General features: G+C 40.7%; 18 protein-coding genes. 4 read left to right on the forward strand and 14 right to left on the reverse strand.

Annotated elements, in window-relative coordinates; genetic code table 11:
• Positions 1 to 4: 4 nt before the first annotated feature.
• On the reverse strand, positions 5 to 772 hold the full coding sequence (gene argB / locus CWB60_RS15910) for an acetylglutamate kinase (RefSeq protein ID WP_024034342.1): 768 nt from the start codon (positions 770 to 772) through the stop codon (positions 5 to 7).
• Positions 772 to 1,782, reverse strand: coding sequence for an N-acetyl-gamma-glutamyl-phosphate reductase (gene argC / locus CWB60_RS15915; RefSeq protein ID WP_138578349.1), 1,011 nt, complete (start codon positions 1,780 to 1,782; stop codon positions 772 to 774). The genes argB and argC overlap by 1 nt, the downstream gene beginning before the upstream one ends.
• A 218-nt stretch (positions 1,783 to 2,000) precedes the next feature.
• Here argC and argE point away from each other — a divergent pair, with 218 nt between their 5' ends.
• Positions 2,001 to 3,152 carry an acetylornithine deacetylase gene (gene argE / locus CWB60_RS15920; RefSeq protein WP_138578351.1) on the forward strand — a complete coding sequence of 384 codons (1,152 nt, stop codon included), beginning with the start codon at positions 2,001 to 2,003 and terminating at the stop codon, positions 3,150 to 3,152.
• 80 nt (positions 3,153 to 3,232) lie between these two features.
• On the opposite strand, the gene panP is transcribed toward argE, so the two are convergent.
• Entirely contained in the window at positions 3,233 to 4,861 is a 1,629-nt protein-coding gene (gene panP / locus CWB60_RS15925; protein WP_138578353.1) for a pyridoxal-dependent aspartate 1-decarboxylase PanP, read from the reverse strand.
• Between the two features lie 276 nt (positions 4,862 to 5,137).
• Here panP and CWB60_RS15930 point away from each other — a divergent pair, with 276 nt between their 5' ends.
• Positions 5,138 to 7,018, forward strand: coding sequence for a bifunctional diguanylate cyclase/phosphodiesterase (locus tag CWB60_RS15930; protein WP_138578355.1), 1,881 nt, complete (start codon positions 5,138 to 5,140; stop codon positions 7,016 to 7,018).
• Here the strand turns inward: CWB60_RS15930 and trmB are convergent.
• The 8 genes from trmB to folB all read right to left on the reverse strand — a co-directional run bounded on the left by trmB (position 7,015) and on the right by folB (position 13,175).
• Complete coding sequence (gene trmB / locus CWB60_RS15935; RefSeq protein ID WP_055252926.1) at positions 7,015 to 7,680, reverse strand: tRNA (guanine(46)-N(7))-methyltransferase TrmB; 666 nt, start codon at positions 7,678 to 7,680, stop codon at positions 7,015 to 7,017. The two genes, CWB60_RS15930 and trmB, sit on opposite strands and share 4 nt — an antisense overlap.
• Positions 7,680 to 8,447, reverse strand: a complete 768-nt coding sequence (locus CWB60_RS15940) for an ABC transporter permease (protein ID WP_004588540.1) — start codon at positions 8,445 to 8,447, stop codon at positions 7,680 to 7,682. Before CWB60_RS15940 ends, trmB begins: the two co-directional genes overlap by 1 nt.
• On the reverse strand, positions 8,448 to 9,377 hold the full coding sequence (locus CWB60_RS15945) for an ABC transporter ATP-binding protein (protein WP_004588541.1): 930 nt from the start codon (positions 9,375 to 9,377) through the stop codon (positions 8,448 to 8,450). It abuts the gene before it with no gap.
• The gene (locus tag CWB60_RS15950) at positions 9,377 to 9,997 is read right to left on the reverse strand and encodes a flavin prenyltransferase UbiX (RefSeq protein ID WP_004588542.1); all 621 of its coding nucleotides are present in this window, start codon (positions 9,995 to 9,997) and stop codon (positions 9,377 to 9,379) included. Before CWB60_RS15950 ends, CWB60_RS15945 begins: the two co-directional genes overlap by 1 nt.
• Position 9,998: 1 nt before the next feature.
• Positions 9,999 to 11,354, reverse strand: a complete 1,356-nt coding sequence (gene mpl, locus CWB60_RS15955; protein WP_138578357.1) for a UDP-N-acetylmuramate:L-alanyl-gamma-D-glutamyl-meso-diaminopimelate ligase — start codon at positions 11,352 to 11,354, stop codon at positions 9,999 to 10,001.
• A gap of 175 nt (positions 11,355 to 11,529) precedes the next feature.
• Positions 11,530 to 12,330, reverse strand: a complete 801-nt coding sequence (locus tag CWB60_RS15960) for an undecaprenyl-diphosphate phosphatase (RefSeq protein WP_004588544.1) — start codon at positions 12,328 to 12,330, stop codon at positions 11,530 to 11,532.
• Positions 12,327 to 12,815: a 2-amino-4-hydroxy-6-hydroxymethyldihydropteridine diphosphokinase gene (gene folK, locus CWB60_RS15965; protein WP_138578359.1), complete on the reverse strand. Its 489-nt coding sequence runs from the start codon at positions 12,813 to 12,815 to the stop codon at positions 12,327 to 12,329. Before folK ends, CWB60_RS15960 begins: the two co-directional genes overlap by 4 nt.
• The gene (gene folB, locus CWB60_RS15970; protein WP_004588546.1) at positions 12,816 to 13,175 is read right to left on the reverse strand and encodes a dihydroneopterin aldolase; all 360 of its coding nucleotides are present in this window, start codon (positions 13,173 to 13,175) and stop codon (positions 12,816 to 12,818) included.
• A 230-nt stretch (positions 13,176 to 13,405) separates the two neighbouring features.
• Here folB and plsY point away from each other — a divergent pair, with 230 nt between their 5' ends.
• On the forward strand, positions 13,406 to 14,014 hold the full coding sequence (gene plsY / locus CWB60_RS15975) for a glycerol-3-phosphate 1-O-acyltransferase PlsY (RefSeq protein ID WP_138578361.1): 609 nt from the start codon (positions 13,406 to 13,408) through the stop codon (positions 14,012 to 14,014).
• Between the two features lie 9 nt (positions 14,015 to 14,023).
• Here the strand turns inward: plsY and tsaD are convergent, their stop codons facing one another.
• The 3 genes from tsaD to CWB60_RS15990 all read right to left on the reverse strand — a co-directional run bounded on the left by tsaD (position 14,024) and on the right by CWB60_RS15990 (position 16,140).
• Positions 14,024 to 15,037 (reverse strand): tRNA (adenosine(37)-N6)-threonylcarbamoyltransferase complex transferase subunit TsaD, encoded by a 1,014-nt coding sequence (tsaD, locus tag CWB60_RS15980; protein ID WP_054983164.1) that lies wholly within the window; start codon positions 15,035 to 15,037, stop codon positions 14,024 to 14,026.
• Positions 15,038 to 15,206: 169 nt separating this feature from the next.
• On the reverse strand, positions 15,207 to 15,797 hold the full coding sequence (locus tag CWB60_RS15985) for a YjaG family protein (RefSeq protein WP_004588549.1): 591 nt from the start codon (positions 15,795 to 15,797) through the stop codon (positions 15,207 to 15,209).
• Positions 15,781 to 16,140, reverse strand: a complete 360-nt coding sequence (locus tag CWB60_RS15990) for a putative signal transducing protein (protein ID WP_024034351.1) — start codon at positions 16,138 to 16,140, stop codon at positions 15,781 to 15,783. Before CWB60_RS15990 ends, CWB60_RS15985 begins: the two co-directional genes overlap by 17 nt.
• An 83-nt stretch (positions 16,141 to 16,223) precedes the next feature.
• Here CWB60_RS15990 and CWB60_RS15995 point away from each other — a divergent pair, with 83 nt between their 5' ends.
• Complete coding sequence (locus CWB60_RS15995) at positions 16,224 to 16,661, forward strand: DUF2721 domain-containing protein (protein WP_096740037.1); 438 nt, start codon at positions 16,224 to 16,226, stop codon at positions 16,659 to 16,661.
• Positions 16,662 to 17,034 lie beyond the last annotated feature (373 nt).

The raw sequence follows: 17,034 nt of genomic DNA on the forward strand, positions 1-17,034 counted from the left end.
AACCCTATGGTGTAATTTTTGTTCCGACATGCTCGCCCTGTAGCAAAGCAGTTAAATTGTCTGGCTTTTGCCAGCTGGAAATATACACACCGCGTCGTAAATGTTGGGCAGCGTGCAGGCTGGTCTTAACTTTGACCTCCATTCCGCCCAAAATTACCCCTTCATCAATTAAAGTATCAATGTGTTTTGTGTCAAGTTGATGTAACGGCTGCTTGTTTGCATCAAGTACCGCTTCTACATCTGTCATAAAAATAAGTTCTGCATTTAAGTTGCTAGCAATCGCTGCGGCAGCTTCATCAGCATTAACGTTATACCAGTTACCTTGCTCATCAAACCCAATAGAGCTCACGATAGGTAACCGGCCAAGCTTAAGTAAATCGTTAACAATTGAATCATCATTACTTTCGCACTTACCTACTTGCCCAAGCGCTTTTAGCTTTTGAGACGCCATAACTCCGGCTTCATACAAACAAAGGCCAACAGGTTTATGGCCTGCATTAATAGCTTGGCTTACCAGCTGCTTATTTGCACAGCCAGCCAGCGCCCCCACTATGTAAGGCATTTGCTCACTTGGGCTAATACGCAGTCCTTGGTGCTTTGCACTAGCAAAGCCTGCTTGTTTTAGCCAAGTGTCAACTAACGAGCCACCACCATGAACAATAACAAACTGATTATTTTGATCAGCGCTTAATACATCAAACAAAGCTTTTGCCGCGTTTTCAGTATTAAGTACAGCACCACCTAATTTAATTACCCACGTTTTAGTGCTCATTAAAAGGCTCCTTTTAAGCCAGTGGTGTGATCTAAATTCATTGATAAGTTAATACATTGCAAGGCTTGGCCCGCAGCGCCTTTTAATAGATTATCTATCGCTGCCATAACAATCAGTTGAGAGCCTTGCTGCTGCCAACCAATATCAACATAGGGTTGTTTTACCACGCTTTTAATAGATGGCACTTTATCAGCTAACAAACGAATCAACGGCTCGTTATTAAGTACTTGATAAGCATCAGATACGTTTTCCTTGGTAACGCCTGGCTTAAGCTGTACATAAATAGTTTCTAAAATTCCACGCGGAAAGTTACCTAAGTGCGGTGTAAATAACACCTTGTGGCCAAGGTGTTGTTCAATTTCAGGCCCATGACGATGGTTAAACAAACCATACGGGGCAAGCGATACTTCACAAAAGTGAGTACCTACGCTGGCTTTACGCCCTGCGCCAGTAACACCTGAAACAGCATTAATAATCACTTTTTCATCACTCAACAAGCCTGCCTGTTGCAACGGCTTTAACGCATTAAGCGCAGCGGTTGGGTAACAGCCGGCTACTGCCACAAGATTTGCATTGGCAATTGCACTGCTATTCCACTCTGCTAACCCGTAGGCTGCTTCGTTTAATAACTCAGGATGTTGGTGCTCAAAACCATAGTAAGTAACATAGTCGTCGTTGCTAGCAAGGCGGTAACCGCCTGATAGGTCAAATACTTTTTTACCCATAGCTAAAAACTGCGGGGCTAAATCAACACTTACTTTGTGATCAGTACATAAGCAGATGTAATCGGCACTCGAATTTATGTCATCAAACGCTGATTCGCTCAGTGGTAGTAGAGGAATATCAAGAAGGTTTCTATGCTCTGGGTATAAATCACTTAATAATTTATGTTTATCTAAACTTCCCTCAGAGACATAACAGCCCGATAACGTTAAATTAGGGTGCTTAGCAACTAAGCTTGCTAATTCTGCGCCGCTATAACCGCTTGCGCCAATAATCGCTACATTCATTTTTTACTCGTTTATAAATTTACTACTAAATAGGTGTGGTGTTCGCTTACACTAGCTTAGATGCTAGCTAATACTTTTCTCAATGAATTGTTGATTATCGTCGCATTATCTTCATGGCTATACTTAATATATTTATGCTTAAAAAGTGAATTGATATTCATCATAAATACTTTTATATTGTTATGCAATTAAATTGAATAATTATTTTGGATTTTTTTATGTCTTTGCCGTCATTTATCTCTATGTACCAACAACTCATTGCTGCCCCCTCTATTAGTGCAATAGAAGATGAACTTTGTATGAGTAATAAAGGGGTAATAGAGTTGCTAGCACATTGGTGCGAAAGTTTAGGTTTTACTTGCGAAATTATAGAGTTAGAAGGTGGGAAAGGCCGATACAACCTACTTGCAAAGCGAGGGCAAGGCGATGGCGGCTTAATGCTTGCCGGCCATACAGACACCGTACCGTTTGACGATAGCCGCTGGAACCACGACCCGTTTAAACTCACTGAACATAATAATAACTTATATGGTTTAGGTAGTATTGATATGAAAGGCTTTTTTGCTTTTGTATTACAAGCTATTAGTGAGCTTGATATAAAGCAGCAAACACAACCTATTTTAATACTCGCCACGGCCGATGAAGAAACCACCATGGCCGGAGCGCAGCAAATTTGTAAGCATCCTAATTTAAAACCTGCGCGTTGTATTATTGGTGAACCTACTGATATGACTCCTGTATTTACTCACAAAGGACATATGAGCACGGCTATAAGAGTGATTGGTCGCTCAGGTCATAGTTCCGATCCCGAACGTGGTCTTAACGCCATCGAAGTCATGCATAAAGTGATTACAAAGTTGCTGATCTTAAAAGAGCAGTTAAAGAATAAATATTCAGTTGAACATTTTGAAATACCTTACCCTACCTTAAATTTAGGTAATATTCATGGTGGCGACAACGCAAATCGAATTTGTGGCTGCTGCGAAATGCATATAGACATGCGCCCGCTCCCAGGGTTAAGCATTAAAGACTTACAAGCCTTACTTATTGATGCCACCAGCGATATAAACGCGCAATACCCAAGCGCAGTGAGCGTAATTGATTTACACGAGCCCATTCCAGCTTTTAGTGGCAGCACTGATAGCGCACTCGTTAAAATGGCAGAAAAAATTGCAGGGGAAAAAGCAGTTGCAGTAAATTACTGCACAGAAGCTCCGTTTATTCAGCAACTTGGCTGTGAAACAATAGTCATGGGGCCAGGCTCAATTAATCAAGCCCACCAACCTGATGAATTTTTAGCAATGGAGAAAATAAACCCATCGCAAAAAATTATAACTGACATTATTAGGGCAAACTGCTTTAACGCTTAAAAAGAAGACTGTAGTAAAAACTCACAGCAAAAATAACAAAGGCGCCCATTGGCGCCTTTGTTTTAGTTTATACCTAGGCGTTACCGCATATACTTACTTAAGTACTTTTTAAATACAGGGTCTGTTTTAGCAAGCTCTTTTTGCTCAGCTAAAATCTCTTTTAATATAACACCCGATGTGAGCGGATTAGCCAATACCACTCTAAATACCACCGTCGGCTGATTATCGTACTTTGAAGGGGTTAAGCGAGTACGCGATACAAACGAGCGCCCTGATTCACGTTGGCGTTTTTGCATACTGGCAGTAAAGCGATTGAGCGACGCGAAAATTTCTAACCGTGTTGCGGCATCTGCTTGAGCTATGGCTTGTTTAATTTGTTTAGGCACATAGCGGTATGTAAGCAAACACAGCTCAGGCTCTGAAATCAGCTCAAAGTCTTCATCGGCTTTAATTAAATCAGCAAAGTAATGTGCTTTTTTAATACTACGATCAATAAGCATTTCGTAACCCTTGCGACCAATAACGCGTAAGCAAGCATGTACTAACATAGCCATACCAGGGCGGCTGCCTTCGAGTGTATGGCTTCCTAAATCTTTTGAACCTTTACGTAATATGTACTCTGCATGGTGCTCTATTGCATCCGTAGCAGTTGGGTCTTTAAATAACACCAAGCCTGCGCCCATTGGCACATACATTTGTTTGTGTGCATCAATGGTAATTGAATCTGCACGCTCAATTCCTTTTAATAATGGGCGATGTGTTTGCGATAAAAGCGTTGCCCCACCCCACGCTGCATCAACGTGAAAATGACAGTTTATTTGCTGTGCTAAATCGGCCATATCATTAAGAGGGTCGATATTACCGGTCTCGGTTGTACCAGCAACCCCTACAATTGCCATAACTTTTATGCCTTGCGATTCAAGCTCTAAGGCTTTTTCGCGCATGGCATTCACATCAACCTTATTATTTTCGCAGGTTTTTACACCAATTAAATTTTCACGGCCGATGCCTAGTAAGTCAATTGATTTACCTAAAGAATAATGCCCTCGCTCCGACACTAAAACGGCCAGCCCTTTGTAGCCATAATGCAGCATACCGGCAACGAGCCCTTGAGCGGCAATGCCTTTAAAGCTGCCGTCGGGTTTTAATAAGCGGTTACGTGCAATCCACAGTGCCGTTATGTTTGCAACTGTACCACCAGAACAAAAAGCACCGAGTGATGTTTTAGCACTGTGCATCCATTTAGAATAAAACGACTCATCTTGCGAGTAAGCTAAATGATGCATCATACCTAGTACTTGGCGCTCTAGGGGCGTAAATGCTTTTGAGGTTTCTATTTTTACTAGGTTTTGATTAAGCCCCACCATCAATTTTGAAAGCGGTAGTAAAAAATGCGGAAGAGCCGATGTCATATGCCCAATAAAGCTAGGCGCAGCCGTGTGTACCGAATGGGCAACTAGCTGCTCCATAATATCTTGGGCGTAAGCAGATACAAACGTTGGGTTTTCTGGAATCACCGCAGCCTGAAAATCTTTTTCAATTTCGTGTAATGGTTTTTCAATTGCCGCTATATTTTCGTTTAAAAACCCTGCTAAATTACTCGAAATTTCAAGCTCAATTTTGCTTAAAGTTGAGTCTGGCGCTTCAGGTACAGTAAATATACGCTTAAGGCTTTCTTTAGAGGCGACGGCACAACGCTTTTGATCCATCTTTATACCTAGTGTGTGTGTAGCTAAAACACGCGTTTAACAGTTAAAAATGCCAAACTATGGCGCTATTATAAGCAGCGTGCTTCTTTTAAAAATTGCGCTAACTTTACTGCAATATAAGTAAAATGTCTCCCTTTAAGCCATAAAAGCGACTAAACGGATGACAAATATTGTAAAAAAATTTCAATAATAGGATTTTATTAAAAAGTCACATTTTAGTTTTGGGCAAATTGCATTTATGCGTATACTTAATATGTGTAACAATAAGGGACAAGTATGCTCACAGGGAAATTAAAAGGGAAGTGGTTTATAGCTGGCTTTACATTGTTTTTGGTCAGTTTATTAGTCTATGTTTATTACACCTATAGCTCAGCGCGTAGCGAAATTATGCACGCTGTCGATGAGCGCCTTCTAAATGCCGCCACCAGCGTAAAACATATTTTAGGGCAAAGTTACCACGATAGAATTAGCCAAGGTTACGATATTGGTTTTTCGGTTTACCAAACTAAAAGCAAACAACTCTCAGAGCTTGCACAAGCGCTTGATATAGCTTACGTCTATTCGATGATCATGCGCGATAACAAAGTTTACTTTACCTCATCCAGCTACACTAAAGACGATCAAGAAAACGCACGTGTTACGCAATTTCTTGATTTATACCCAGAGGCCACCGACATTAACAGGGGCGCGTTTTATTCTACCGAGCCTGTTTTTGAGCAATCTAGCGACCAATGGGGTGATTTTAAAACTGTTTTTATTCCCTTTGTAGATAAATATGGTACTACCTACATTACGGGTGCCGACATAACCTTAGATGATTTAAATAAAAAGCTTCAATACAGCGTCACTAAAGCCATAATAACGGCGTGTTTTTTCTTTTTTATTGCGGTACTGGTTGCAGCTATTTATATATATTTGTTAAAGCGTACCCTAGCAACAGATGCCAGTACGGGCTTTGCCAATCATATTGCGCTTGAGTACTTTATCAAAAAGAGTAATTCACACCACATGCAGCTTGCCATTATTTGGGTGAACGAAATTGAAGATATTAATAGCTTTTATGGCACTCAAGTTGGCGACAACGTAATGAAAAGCTTGCTCAGTCATTATCAAAGTCGCAGCCCGCAAAGCTGTAAGGTGTATCGCCTTGCTACTAATAAAATTGCCGTGCTTACCCCTAAAAGCTTTAAAAGCAGCGAACTGAGCGATTTAGTTGAGTCGTATAACGCAAACAGCCCGGTATTAACAAACCCATTTATTTATATAACTTACTGCGCAGGTATCGCCAGTGGTAATAAATCACTACTGATTGAAAACGCGCACATTGCAACGCTTCAGGCTAAACATGGCCGCGGTAAAGTTGTTAGCTACTCAAAAGTAATGAGCGATGTAAAAAACCAGTATCAATACAATGTAAGCCTTGCCAAAGAGGTTCAAGAAGCATTTGATAACAACCGCATAGTGCCTTATTTTCAAGCTATGTTTAACACCACCAATAATGAAGTTGTACATTACGAATGCTTAGCCAGAATGGTGACTAAGAATGGCGAAATTTTAAAACCCGACTCATTTTTAAATGTAGTGAGCCGCTCAAGAATGGGCGGACTACTAACGCGCACGCTATTTAGCCAATGTATAGAGCGGTTTAGAAAAACAGATATATGCTGGAGCTTAAATATCAGCGATAAAGATATACTCGACCCTAGTTTGAGTGAATACATTGCTAGCGAGCTTAAGCGCTACCCGCACCCAGAAAACATCACGCTTGGCCTTTTAGAGTCACATGCTATTACTAATTTTTTAGAAGTTAAAACGTTTATTTCTATGGTAAAAACCAAAGGGGTGAATGTCATTATTACTGGTTTTGGTAGTGGTTATTCAAATATTTCGAATGCGCTAAAGCTTGAAGTAAACGGTATAAAACTCGACGGCGCATTAGTAAAACAAGCAGTAAGTGATGAAAATATAGCCTTATTTATTGAGCATACAGTTCATGCTGCAAAGCAGCTTGGTTTAACGCTCATGGCAGAGTCGGTAGAAAATGTAAGTATTGAAAATGCGCTTAAAAATGTAGATGTGGCGCTGATGCAAGGCAATTACTTTGCTTACCCAGCGCCACATGTTAACTCATCAAGCCAAGAGGAAGTGGCCGTTTAAAGGTCTATCACTAAACGATGGCTTTGTTGGCCGCTGGCCCAGTATTTACGCTCAAACGGAGTAATTGCTTCGTTTGATTCATACAGCGTCACCTCACAAGGGTGTCCCGATAGCTCAAGCGCTCTGGCAAACTCTTTTACATAAATATCCCAGTTACTGCGCACCTCTAAGCGACCACCTAGCTTAACAATAAACGGAAAAATAGCCGCGCCGTGCCACCTACGCTGGATATGCTTAGATTTAGGCCATGGGTTAGGATAAAGCAAATAATGATGAGTAGGCTGCCAATTAGCAGCCACAGCTAAACGCCAAAAGTCATTTAAGTCAGCTTGGACCAAAATGTACTGGCCGCTGTCTGTTTGTTTATATTCAACATCGTGCTTATCTAAGCGATGTGACGATTTATCAATACCAATAATTAATGCATCTGGGTGGCGCTTAGCTAAATTAGCCGAGCTCTCCCCTACTCCACAACATGAGTCTATAATAAGCGGTCCATTAAAAGCTTGAACCTGCTCATTGACTTCATCGAACGCTTGTTGAGTGTGTTCAGCAATAGGCTTTTTAAACTCTGCGTTTAAATGCTTGTTAACGATTTCATCAAGCTTTTCGTGTATACCCGCCTGATTAGATACAATACTGCGTGAATTTGCATCGCTCATTAATGTCTAAGCCCCACACCTTTTTTAATTAACGTTAGCGCTAAAGTAAATAGCACCGTAATAAATACTAATATAACGCCAAGCGCGACACTTAAATCAACATCCGACACGCCTAAAAAGCCATAACGAAACGCATTAACCATATAAATAATTGGGTTTATTTGCGATACATTTTGCCAAAACTCTGGCAGTAGCGTAATTGAATAAAATACGCCACCTAAGTATGTTAGTGGCGTTAAAATAAAGGTTGGGATAATACTAATATCGTCAAAACTATTGGCGTAAATAGCGTTAATTAAACCACCTAGTGCAAACACCGCTGAGGTTAAAATTACCGTCGCCATAATTACAAATATATTGTGTATTTGAATATCCACAAACAACAGTGATACACAGGTAACAATAAAGCCTACCATCATGCCGCGGGTCATACCGCCGCCCATATAACCAAGTACAATTATGTAATTAGGCACAGGCGCAACCAATAGCTCTTCAATACTTTTTTGAAACTTGGTTGAATAAAAACTAGAAGCAACATTAGAATATGAGTTGGTAATAACCGACATCATTATTAGCCCCGGAACAATAAATTCCATGTAGCTAAAACCACCCATTTCACCAATACGTGAGCCAATTAAATTACCAAAAATAACAAAGTATAAACTCATCGTAATCGCCGGCGGTACTAAGGTTTGCACCCAAATACGTAAAAAACGAATACACTCTTTAATCCATAAACTCTTTAAGGCTACGCCATATTTAAACATTTATTCGCCCCGCCCTTGCTCTAGTAATCCTACAAATAACTCTTCTAATCTGTTTGCTTTATTACGCATACTCAAAACAGTGTTGCCTTGCTCGGTTAGCGCACTGAAAACTGCATTTAAGCCTTGAGATTTAGCCACTTCAACTTCTATGGTGTGCTCATCAGGCATGCTAAACGAGTACCCCTCAAGGGTAACTGGCTGTGCTGGCTGTTTTAAATCGAGCACAAAGGTTTCTTTATCAAGCTTAGCTAGTAACGCTTTTATAGTGGTGTTTTCAACAATACGGCCAGTATCAATAATGGCGATGTTTTTACATAACAGCTCGGCTTCTTCAAGATAATGCGTGGTTAAAATTATCGTTACGCCTTGCTCATTAATTTGGCGTAAAAAGTCCCACATTGAGCGGCGCAGCTCTATATCAACCCCTGCAGTGGGTTCATCTAATATTAGTAGCTTTGGCTCATGCATTAATGCGCGGGCAATCATTAAACGGCGTTTCATACCCCCAGAAAGCGTACGTGCTTGCTTGTCTTTTTTTTCTAATAAGCCAAGCTGAGTTAAATATTTATCGGCACGCTTATGCGCTTCTGCGCGGGTAACACCGTAGTAGCCTGCTTGATTTACCAATATTTGGCCAAGCGTTTCAAACTGACTAAAGTTAAACTCTTGTGGGACAAGCCCTAAATGCGCTTTAGCAGCTTCAAGGTCGGTATCGATGTTGTGACCAAACACTTCCACCTTACCTTGCGTTTTATTTACCAAGGACGATATAACACCAATAGTGGTCGACTTACCGGCACCATTTGGGCCAAGTAAGGCAAAAAAGTCGCCTTCAAAAACTTGTAAATCAACACCTTTCACGGCCTCTACACCGTTTTTATAAACCTTGGTCAGGCCTTCTATATTTAAAGCAACATTTTGCTTATTCATTATTTACCCTCACCATAACCCCAACGTTTAGTTAGGTTATGTTCAATGTTTAAATGATCTAAAATTCGCGCCACCATAAAATCAACTAAGTCTTCAATACGTTGTGGCTTGTGATAAAAACCAGGCGCAGCGGGCATAATAGTGACCCCTAAACGCGCAAGCTTTAACATATTCTCAAGGTGAATTTCGCTAAAGGGCGTTTCGCGTGGCACTAAAATTAATTGCCCTCGCTCTTTAATAACCACATCGGCTGCACGCTCGAGTAGGTTATCTGATGCTCCGAGCGCAATAGCAGACACAGACCCTGCACTGCACGGGCATACTACCATTTTTTTAGGCGCCGCAGAGCCTGAAGCTACAGGGCTAAACCAGTTATCTTTACCAAATACTTTTAACTGCTCTGGCTTGGCATTAAATAAAGCACTTAACTGCTCGGTTGCTTTATCTTCATTAGCTGAGAGTTTAATGTTTGACTCTGTATCAAGCACCACGCGCGCAGCACTTGATATAAGTACATACACTTGAAATTGCTGCGCGAGTAATACTTCAAGCAATCTTAAACCGTAAGGCGCGCCTGAAGCACCACTAAACGCCAGTGTAATTTTATCTTTAAACTGCACATTATTCTCCGCTGTATTTTTTAGCTAAACCATCAACTAAGTGTTGATGTAAGCCATTAAAACCGCCATTGCTCATAATTAATATGTGCTGATTTGGCATGATATTTTCAAGCACAGTGTCAATAATCATTTGCGTACTATTAAAACACTGCATACCGGCATTATCGGCTTGCGCTTTAAGAGACCAATTTAGGTTATCGGGCTCAAATAACAGCACGTCATCGGCATCACTTAACGAAGCAAGTAGCGTATTTTGATGTACACCCATCTTCATGGTGTTTGAGCGAGGCTCTAAAATAGCAATAATTTTTTCATCACCCACTTTTGCTCGTAACCCCGCAAGCGTAGTTTTTATGGCTGTTGGGTGGTGCGCAAAATCGTCGTACACCTTAATGTTATTTATGTCGGCTTTAAGCTCCATACGCCGTTTAGGGCTAATAAACTCTTCAAGCGCTGCAATGCTATGCTCAACGGCTATACCTACGTGGCGCGCCGCCGCGATAGCCATAATGGCATTTTTAACATTATGCTCGCCTATAGCCTGCCAATGAACTGTGCCTTGAAGTTCATTGTTTAAAAGCACATTAAATTGGCTGCCATCAGCGCTTAACAAGTTATAATGCCAATCACCATTTAGGGTTTCGCTTTCGCTCCAGAGCCCTTGCTTAATAACATCATCAAGTGCGACATCGTCTTTTGGCCAAATTACCTTGCCAGTATGAGGTAATGTACGCATTAAGTGATGAAATTGTTTTTTTATTGCGTTTAAATCGTCAAAAATATCGGCGTGGTCAAACTCAAGGTTATTTAAAATGAGCGTACGTGGTAAGTAATGCACAAATTTACTGCGCTTATCAAAAAAAGCGGTATCGTATTCATCCGCTTCTATTACAAAAAATGGGGTTTCGCCCACTTTGGCTGACACACCAAAGTTTTGAACTATACCACCAATTAAAAACCCGGGTTTTAAACCTGCATACTCTAAAATCCACGCCAGCATGCTTGCTGTGGTTGTTTTTCCATGTGTGCCTGCCACCGCAAGCACCCAAGCATTTTGCAATAGGTTATGTTTAAGCCACTCTGGACCCGATGTATACGGCAAGCCCTTATCTAACACATACTCTACACAGGGGTTGCCTCGGCTCATGGCATTACCAATAACCACCATGTCTGGCTTTGGCTCTAACTGTTTTACGTCGTAACCTTGGGTTAGCTCAATGCCCAGCTGCTCAAGTTGAGTGCTCATCGGCGGGTAAACATTTTGATCAGAGCCGGTTACTTTATGGCCAAGCGATTTAGCAATAGCCGCTATACCGCCCATAAAGGTGCCGCAAATGCCTAATATATGAATATGCATAACTTTTTAAATCCTTTCGTACTTCGCACGTCTGTGAAGTTTAATGGCGCTATAATGCCAAATTTTAGGCTTCGTGACTATGCACGTCTCGTCAATTCACTGATGCTAAAACAGCGTTAATAAAATAAAAAAGCCCTCTTACCTAAGTAAGAGGGCTTGCTGACAATAAGCTAAATTACAGCGTTAAAAATACAATTAAGCCTACGCCAAGTAAAAGTCTGTAAATTACAAACGGCAGCATACCCATTCGTTCTATCACTTTTAAAAACATGAATATACAGGCGTACGCCGATAAAAACGAAAGGACTACTCCTAAAATTAATGTGCTCCAATCAACCACATGATCGCCTAAAGCCAGCTCTATCGTGTAGTAAAGGCCCATCATAGAAATAATAGGTATAGCGAGTAAAAATGAAAAACGCGCTGCGCTTTGTTTGTTCATGCCCAGCAGTAAACCCGCTGTCATGGTAATGCCAGAGCGAGAGGTACCTGGGATCATAGCCACCGCTTGAGCAAAGCCAATAAGCAGCGCTGTTTTCCAGTTAAGCTGATAAATTGTTTTCATTTGCTTACCTTTGGCGTCGGCGTACCAAAGTAATAAACCAAAAATAATAGTCGTAGCTGCTATAACCCACGCACTGCGCAGGTACAGCTCAACAACGTCTTTTAGCAATAAGCCTAATAACGCAGCAGGTACAGTGCCCAATATAATCCACCAGCCAAGTTTACTGTCGTCGGTGGTGCCTTGGGCGCCAAACGATTTAAACCAGGCGCTAAGAATATCAGCCACTTCTTTACGAAAATAAATAACAACCGCTATTAACGTACCAACATGCACAGCCACATCAAAAGCAAGGCCTTGGTCTTCCCATCCCAAAATTTGCGAAGGTAAAATTAAGTGAGCTGAGCTCGAAATAGGTAAAAACTCAGTAAATCCTTGTATCAGGGCTAAAATAATTATTTCTAAAATACTCATGGGTAAGAAAACTCCACCTTCCATAGTTTTTGTTGAGGGTTGTTATAAGCACTCCATAGCGCAGAAATGGTTTGCTTAGCAACGGGGTGATAAAAATTGGGGGCGACTTCACAAAGAGGCTGAAGTACAAAAGCGTTTTTGGTAATTTCATCGCGAGGTAATTGTGCTGGCGAGTCGCAAATAACGTCATCGTAAAAGAGCAGATCTAAATCTAATGTACGGGGGCTAAATTTTTTATCATCCGCTTTACGCCCGTTATCTCGCTCTATTTGTTTTAATAACTTACATACACGCTCAAGCGGCATTGATGTGGTAGCAGCCACCACCGAGTTATAAAAGTTATTACCTTTAAACCCTACTGCTTCGCTTTCAAAAACAGATGAATGCACAATATCTGTAAAGTGGTGCTCAAGTGCATCAAGCGCACAGCGAATATAATGCGCTTTATTTATATTTGAGCCTAAGCTGATATAAATTTGCGCCATTTAGCTCATAGCCTTTGTGCGTGTTATTTCTACACCTACGGTGTTTGCTTGCGCTACAGCGGCCGGTTTGCTCACTCTAATTGTTACTTGTGGTGTATTAAATTCGGTTAATATAATAGTTGCTAGTTGCTCTACTAAGGTTTCAAGTAACTCAACCGGCTTAGCCGTAGTGTGCTCAATCACTCGCTCGCTTACTTTTGCATAATCGAGTGCTAAATTAATGTCATCATTTGCTGCTGCAGGCTTTATATCGCTGAGCATTTCAATATCAAAATAAAGGCTTTGTTTACTTTCTTTTTCAAAGTCGTACACTCCAATAATTGTGTCGACGTGTAGTTGAGATATAAAAACCTTATCCATTGATACTCCAAATAACTATAAACACTCTCTAAGCATACAATGCATTGATTAAATTAATACTGTATATGCTTTAAGCAGTGTTTAAATATGTAAAAATTACTTCTACAATAGCCAAATAGCTAGATTAACTGCAAAATACAGCAGTTAATAATTTTCACGATAAATTGTGCCGCCAATAATAGCGTAAAAGTGCTATCGATGGGTATAGCAATTAAAAAATAAGGGACTTTGTGTTAGCCATTTTACTGTTTGTTTTAGCCTACTTATTAGGGTCGATTTCATCGGCTATATTAGTGTCTCGGCTATTCAAACTGCCAGACCCTCGCAGCAGCGGTTCAAATAACCCAGGTGCCACCAATGTGTATCGTTTAGGTGGAGCATTTCCTGCGTGCTTAGTATTAGTGTTTGATATTTTAAAAGGCACCATCCCCGTATGGGGGGCTTATTTTTTAGATCTAACGCCTTTAGCGCTTGGTTTGGTCGCCGTTGCCGCGTGCTTAGGGCATATGTACCCACTATTTTTTAGCTTTAAAGGCGGAAAGGCGGTAGCTACTGCATTTGGCTCTTTATTGCCGATTGGTTTATCGTTGGCGGGTCTGTTAATAAGTACCTGGATTATTGTGGTAGCTATTACGCGCTTTTCTTCATTAGGCGCTTTGGTCACGGTGTCGCTTGCTCCACTGTATACGTGGTTGATTAAACCGCTTTACACCCTACCGGTAACCTTTATTACCGTGCTAATTATATTTCGTCATCGCACTAATATTATGCGCCTTTTTAAAGGTGAAGAACCAAAAGTGGGCGCCAAAAAAGCACCCACTAATGAAAAAAATCAATAATTATTGATGCTAAATCGCTTCTAAGCTGTCTATTGGCCAACGCGGTTTGGTTTTCATGTCGAGTGTGGCGAACTGGCCTGCTTTTAAGCGCTGCATACCAGCGTAGGCAATCATTGCGCCATTATCAGTACAAAACTCAGTACGTGGGTAGTAAACCTGTCCTTTCATCCCTTGCATAACACGCTCAAGCTGTAAGCGCAGCTGTGTATTTGCACTTACTCCGCCGGCAATCACTAAACGTTTTATCCCAGTTTGTTTTAGAGCACGCTTACACTTAATAACCAATGTATCAATCACTGCTGTTTGAAACGCATGGGCGATATCTGCTTTGGTTTGTGCGTCATCATCATTTTCGCGAATCGCTATAGAAGCTGCTGTTTTTAAGCCACTAAAGCTAAAATCAAGGCCTGGCTTATCCGTCATAGGGCGTGGAAAAACAAACCGTTTTGCAACACCTTGCTCAGCCATTTTAGCTAGTCGAGGGCCGCCTGGGTAATCAAGCCCTAGCAGTTTAGCTGTTTTATCAAATGCTTCACCTGCGGCATCATCAACAGATTCACCCAATACTTCGTACTGGCCTATACCGGCTACTTTTACCATCATGGTATGGCCGCCCGACACGAGCAGAGCAATAAAGGGAAACTCAGGCACGTTTTCTTCAAGCATAGGAGCAAGTAAATGCCCTTCCATATGATGCACGGCAACAGCTGGAATATCCCAACCATAGGCTAAAGAGCGGCCAATAGAGGTACCTACCAGTAACGCCCCGACTAAACCAGGGCCTGCGGTGTATGCAATGCCATCTAAATCTTCAGGGCCACAACCGGCTTGAGCAAACGCAGCGTCAATAAGTGGCAGGGTTTTACGAACATGATCGCGCGATGCAAGCTCAGGTACAACACCGCCATAATCTGCATGTACTTTTACTTGGCTGTATAACTGGTGAGCCAATAAGCCTTTTTCATCATCGTAAATTGCAATACCGGTTTCATCACACGATGACTCAATGCCTAAAATTCGCACTTTACTTCTCCTGCCTTTATTTACTGCTTAACCTGCATTGTGGTTAAGAGATTTACACACATATTTAAAACTATTTTATCATTCTCTAGCTAAGGTTTTTACTAAGTTCAACGTAATAAACGCTAAAATTGCTAGAGAGCGATTAATTAACCACAGTTAATAATTACAACTATAACGCTAAACCAATATTGGTTTGTCCATCTGCAACGGCCTGCTTTTTAAGTGCCTTAACGTTTTCAGAAGTCACGCGGCCCATATTTTCTACAAAGTCGATTAGCTCACTCAAAACTTCAATTTCGTATTGCATTAATGGGTGTTCTCGTACGGCTTTATTGTCAGCCACTTCACCTTCAACCGTCATTTGGTATTCAATAAAACGCGCCACCGTTGCTTGCGATATTTTACTAACACTTATAAATTCTTGCTCGTCTTGCCCCATCAAGCCGTGCATTAGGCTCAAAAGCGAGGTTGCAGCGTCTATTGCGGGGTAAGTGCCAAACATATCAAAGTCGGCAAGTTCAGGTACATTTGGCTCAATTTTTTCTACTTGTTTTTCGAGATCTATTTTACTTTTTGGTAGTAATATTTTTTCCCAGCAAACATTTAACGCACTGCGTAATAAGGCTTCATCACCAAAACCGGTGGCTTCACTAAATAAACCATAATTAGGTAACATACGCTCAATTAAAGCACTTGCTAACACCGCTTTTTGTAAGTAGTTTAGCTCTCTAATACGCTGAAAGTTATTCGCTTTTGTCATTTCTTAACGTCTCACATGACCAACAAAAATCAAATGTTGATCCATTATGCTCATTACAGTTAGGGCATACCCAATCTGGAGCGGATTGTTTTACTTGTTGGTAGTTTACCAATATTTCGCGCGCGTGGCGCTCTTTTATCGAATAAACCTGCACACTTACTTGGGTTTGTTCAAAGGGGATTTCGCCTAAGGCGCCTTGAAGCATTTCACCTTGAATTTGGCACTCAATTCCCGCGCTTAATAACAGCCCTTTGATTATATTTGCCTCTAATGTGTTATCTGCTTTGTAGAGCGTTACCCACTGAAAAGCTTGCTGAGTACTATGAGTATTAATATTTTGCAATTATCACCTCAATTATTTTGTGTTTACAATATCCTACGATACTCTACTAAAGTGTATAGCAGGTAACTTTTTAGGATAAAACAATGACACTTACTACCCCAGGTTTACTTTTTCCAGCAATCTCACTGTTGCTGCTTGCTTACACAAACCGCTTTTTAGTACTAGCGCAATTAATCCGAGAATTAAATTCACGAGAAGGTGAATCTATTCGCCCCGTTGTTGTGGCTCAAATAACAAACTTAAGAAAGCGCATTAAGCTAATACGTACCATGCAAGTGTATGGTGTGGCGTCTTTTTTATTGTGTACGCTATCAATGTTTGCCTTATTTATAGAATTTAATACCACAGGCATTATTTTGTTTGGGGTGAGCTTAGCGTGCTTAAGCCTTTCGTTATTAACATCGTTATTTGAAATTCATATTTCGTGCGACGCCATAGAAATAGAGCTACAAAGTATTGAAGACAAACCCTTAAGTAACCGCATTACTAAAAACTTTACTAACAAAAGTAATAAGCCTTAGCGGCTTATTTTTCTAAAATCTTAAACAATAATAAAGCGATGGCATAACCTAAAACTATAAGCGTTTATGCCTCACTTCATTACAAATCACTACGTAGGACTCTCCTATAGCCTTTTTTCTGGCATACTTTTTTATTAATTAATGCTAAATTATGTCTAAAGTATTACTTTTAAAAGCATCAAAGCACCTAAGTCATTGTATTTAGTCTTACTTGCTAACATAGCTTAGTTTTAAATAGAGTAATAAATCACTATAAATAAGCCTAATTGGTAATACTTTTAAATGCGTCTTCTCTTTAAATAATACTAAAAGAGGGATATGCTGAGGCAAATATGTCATAAATTTGCAAACACAGTTACATATTAGGCTTCGC

This window comes from Pseudoalteromonas sp. S327 (genome assembly GCF_005886415.1).
In the GTDB taxonomy this organism is placed as follows: Bacteria; Pseudomonadota; Gammaproteobacteria; order Enterobacterales; family Alteromonadaceae; genus Pseudoalteromonas; species Pseudoalteromonas atlantica.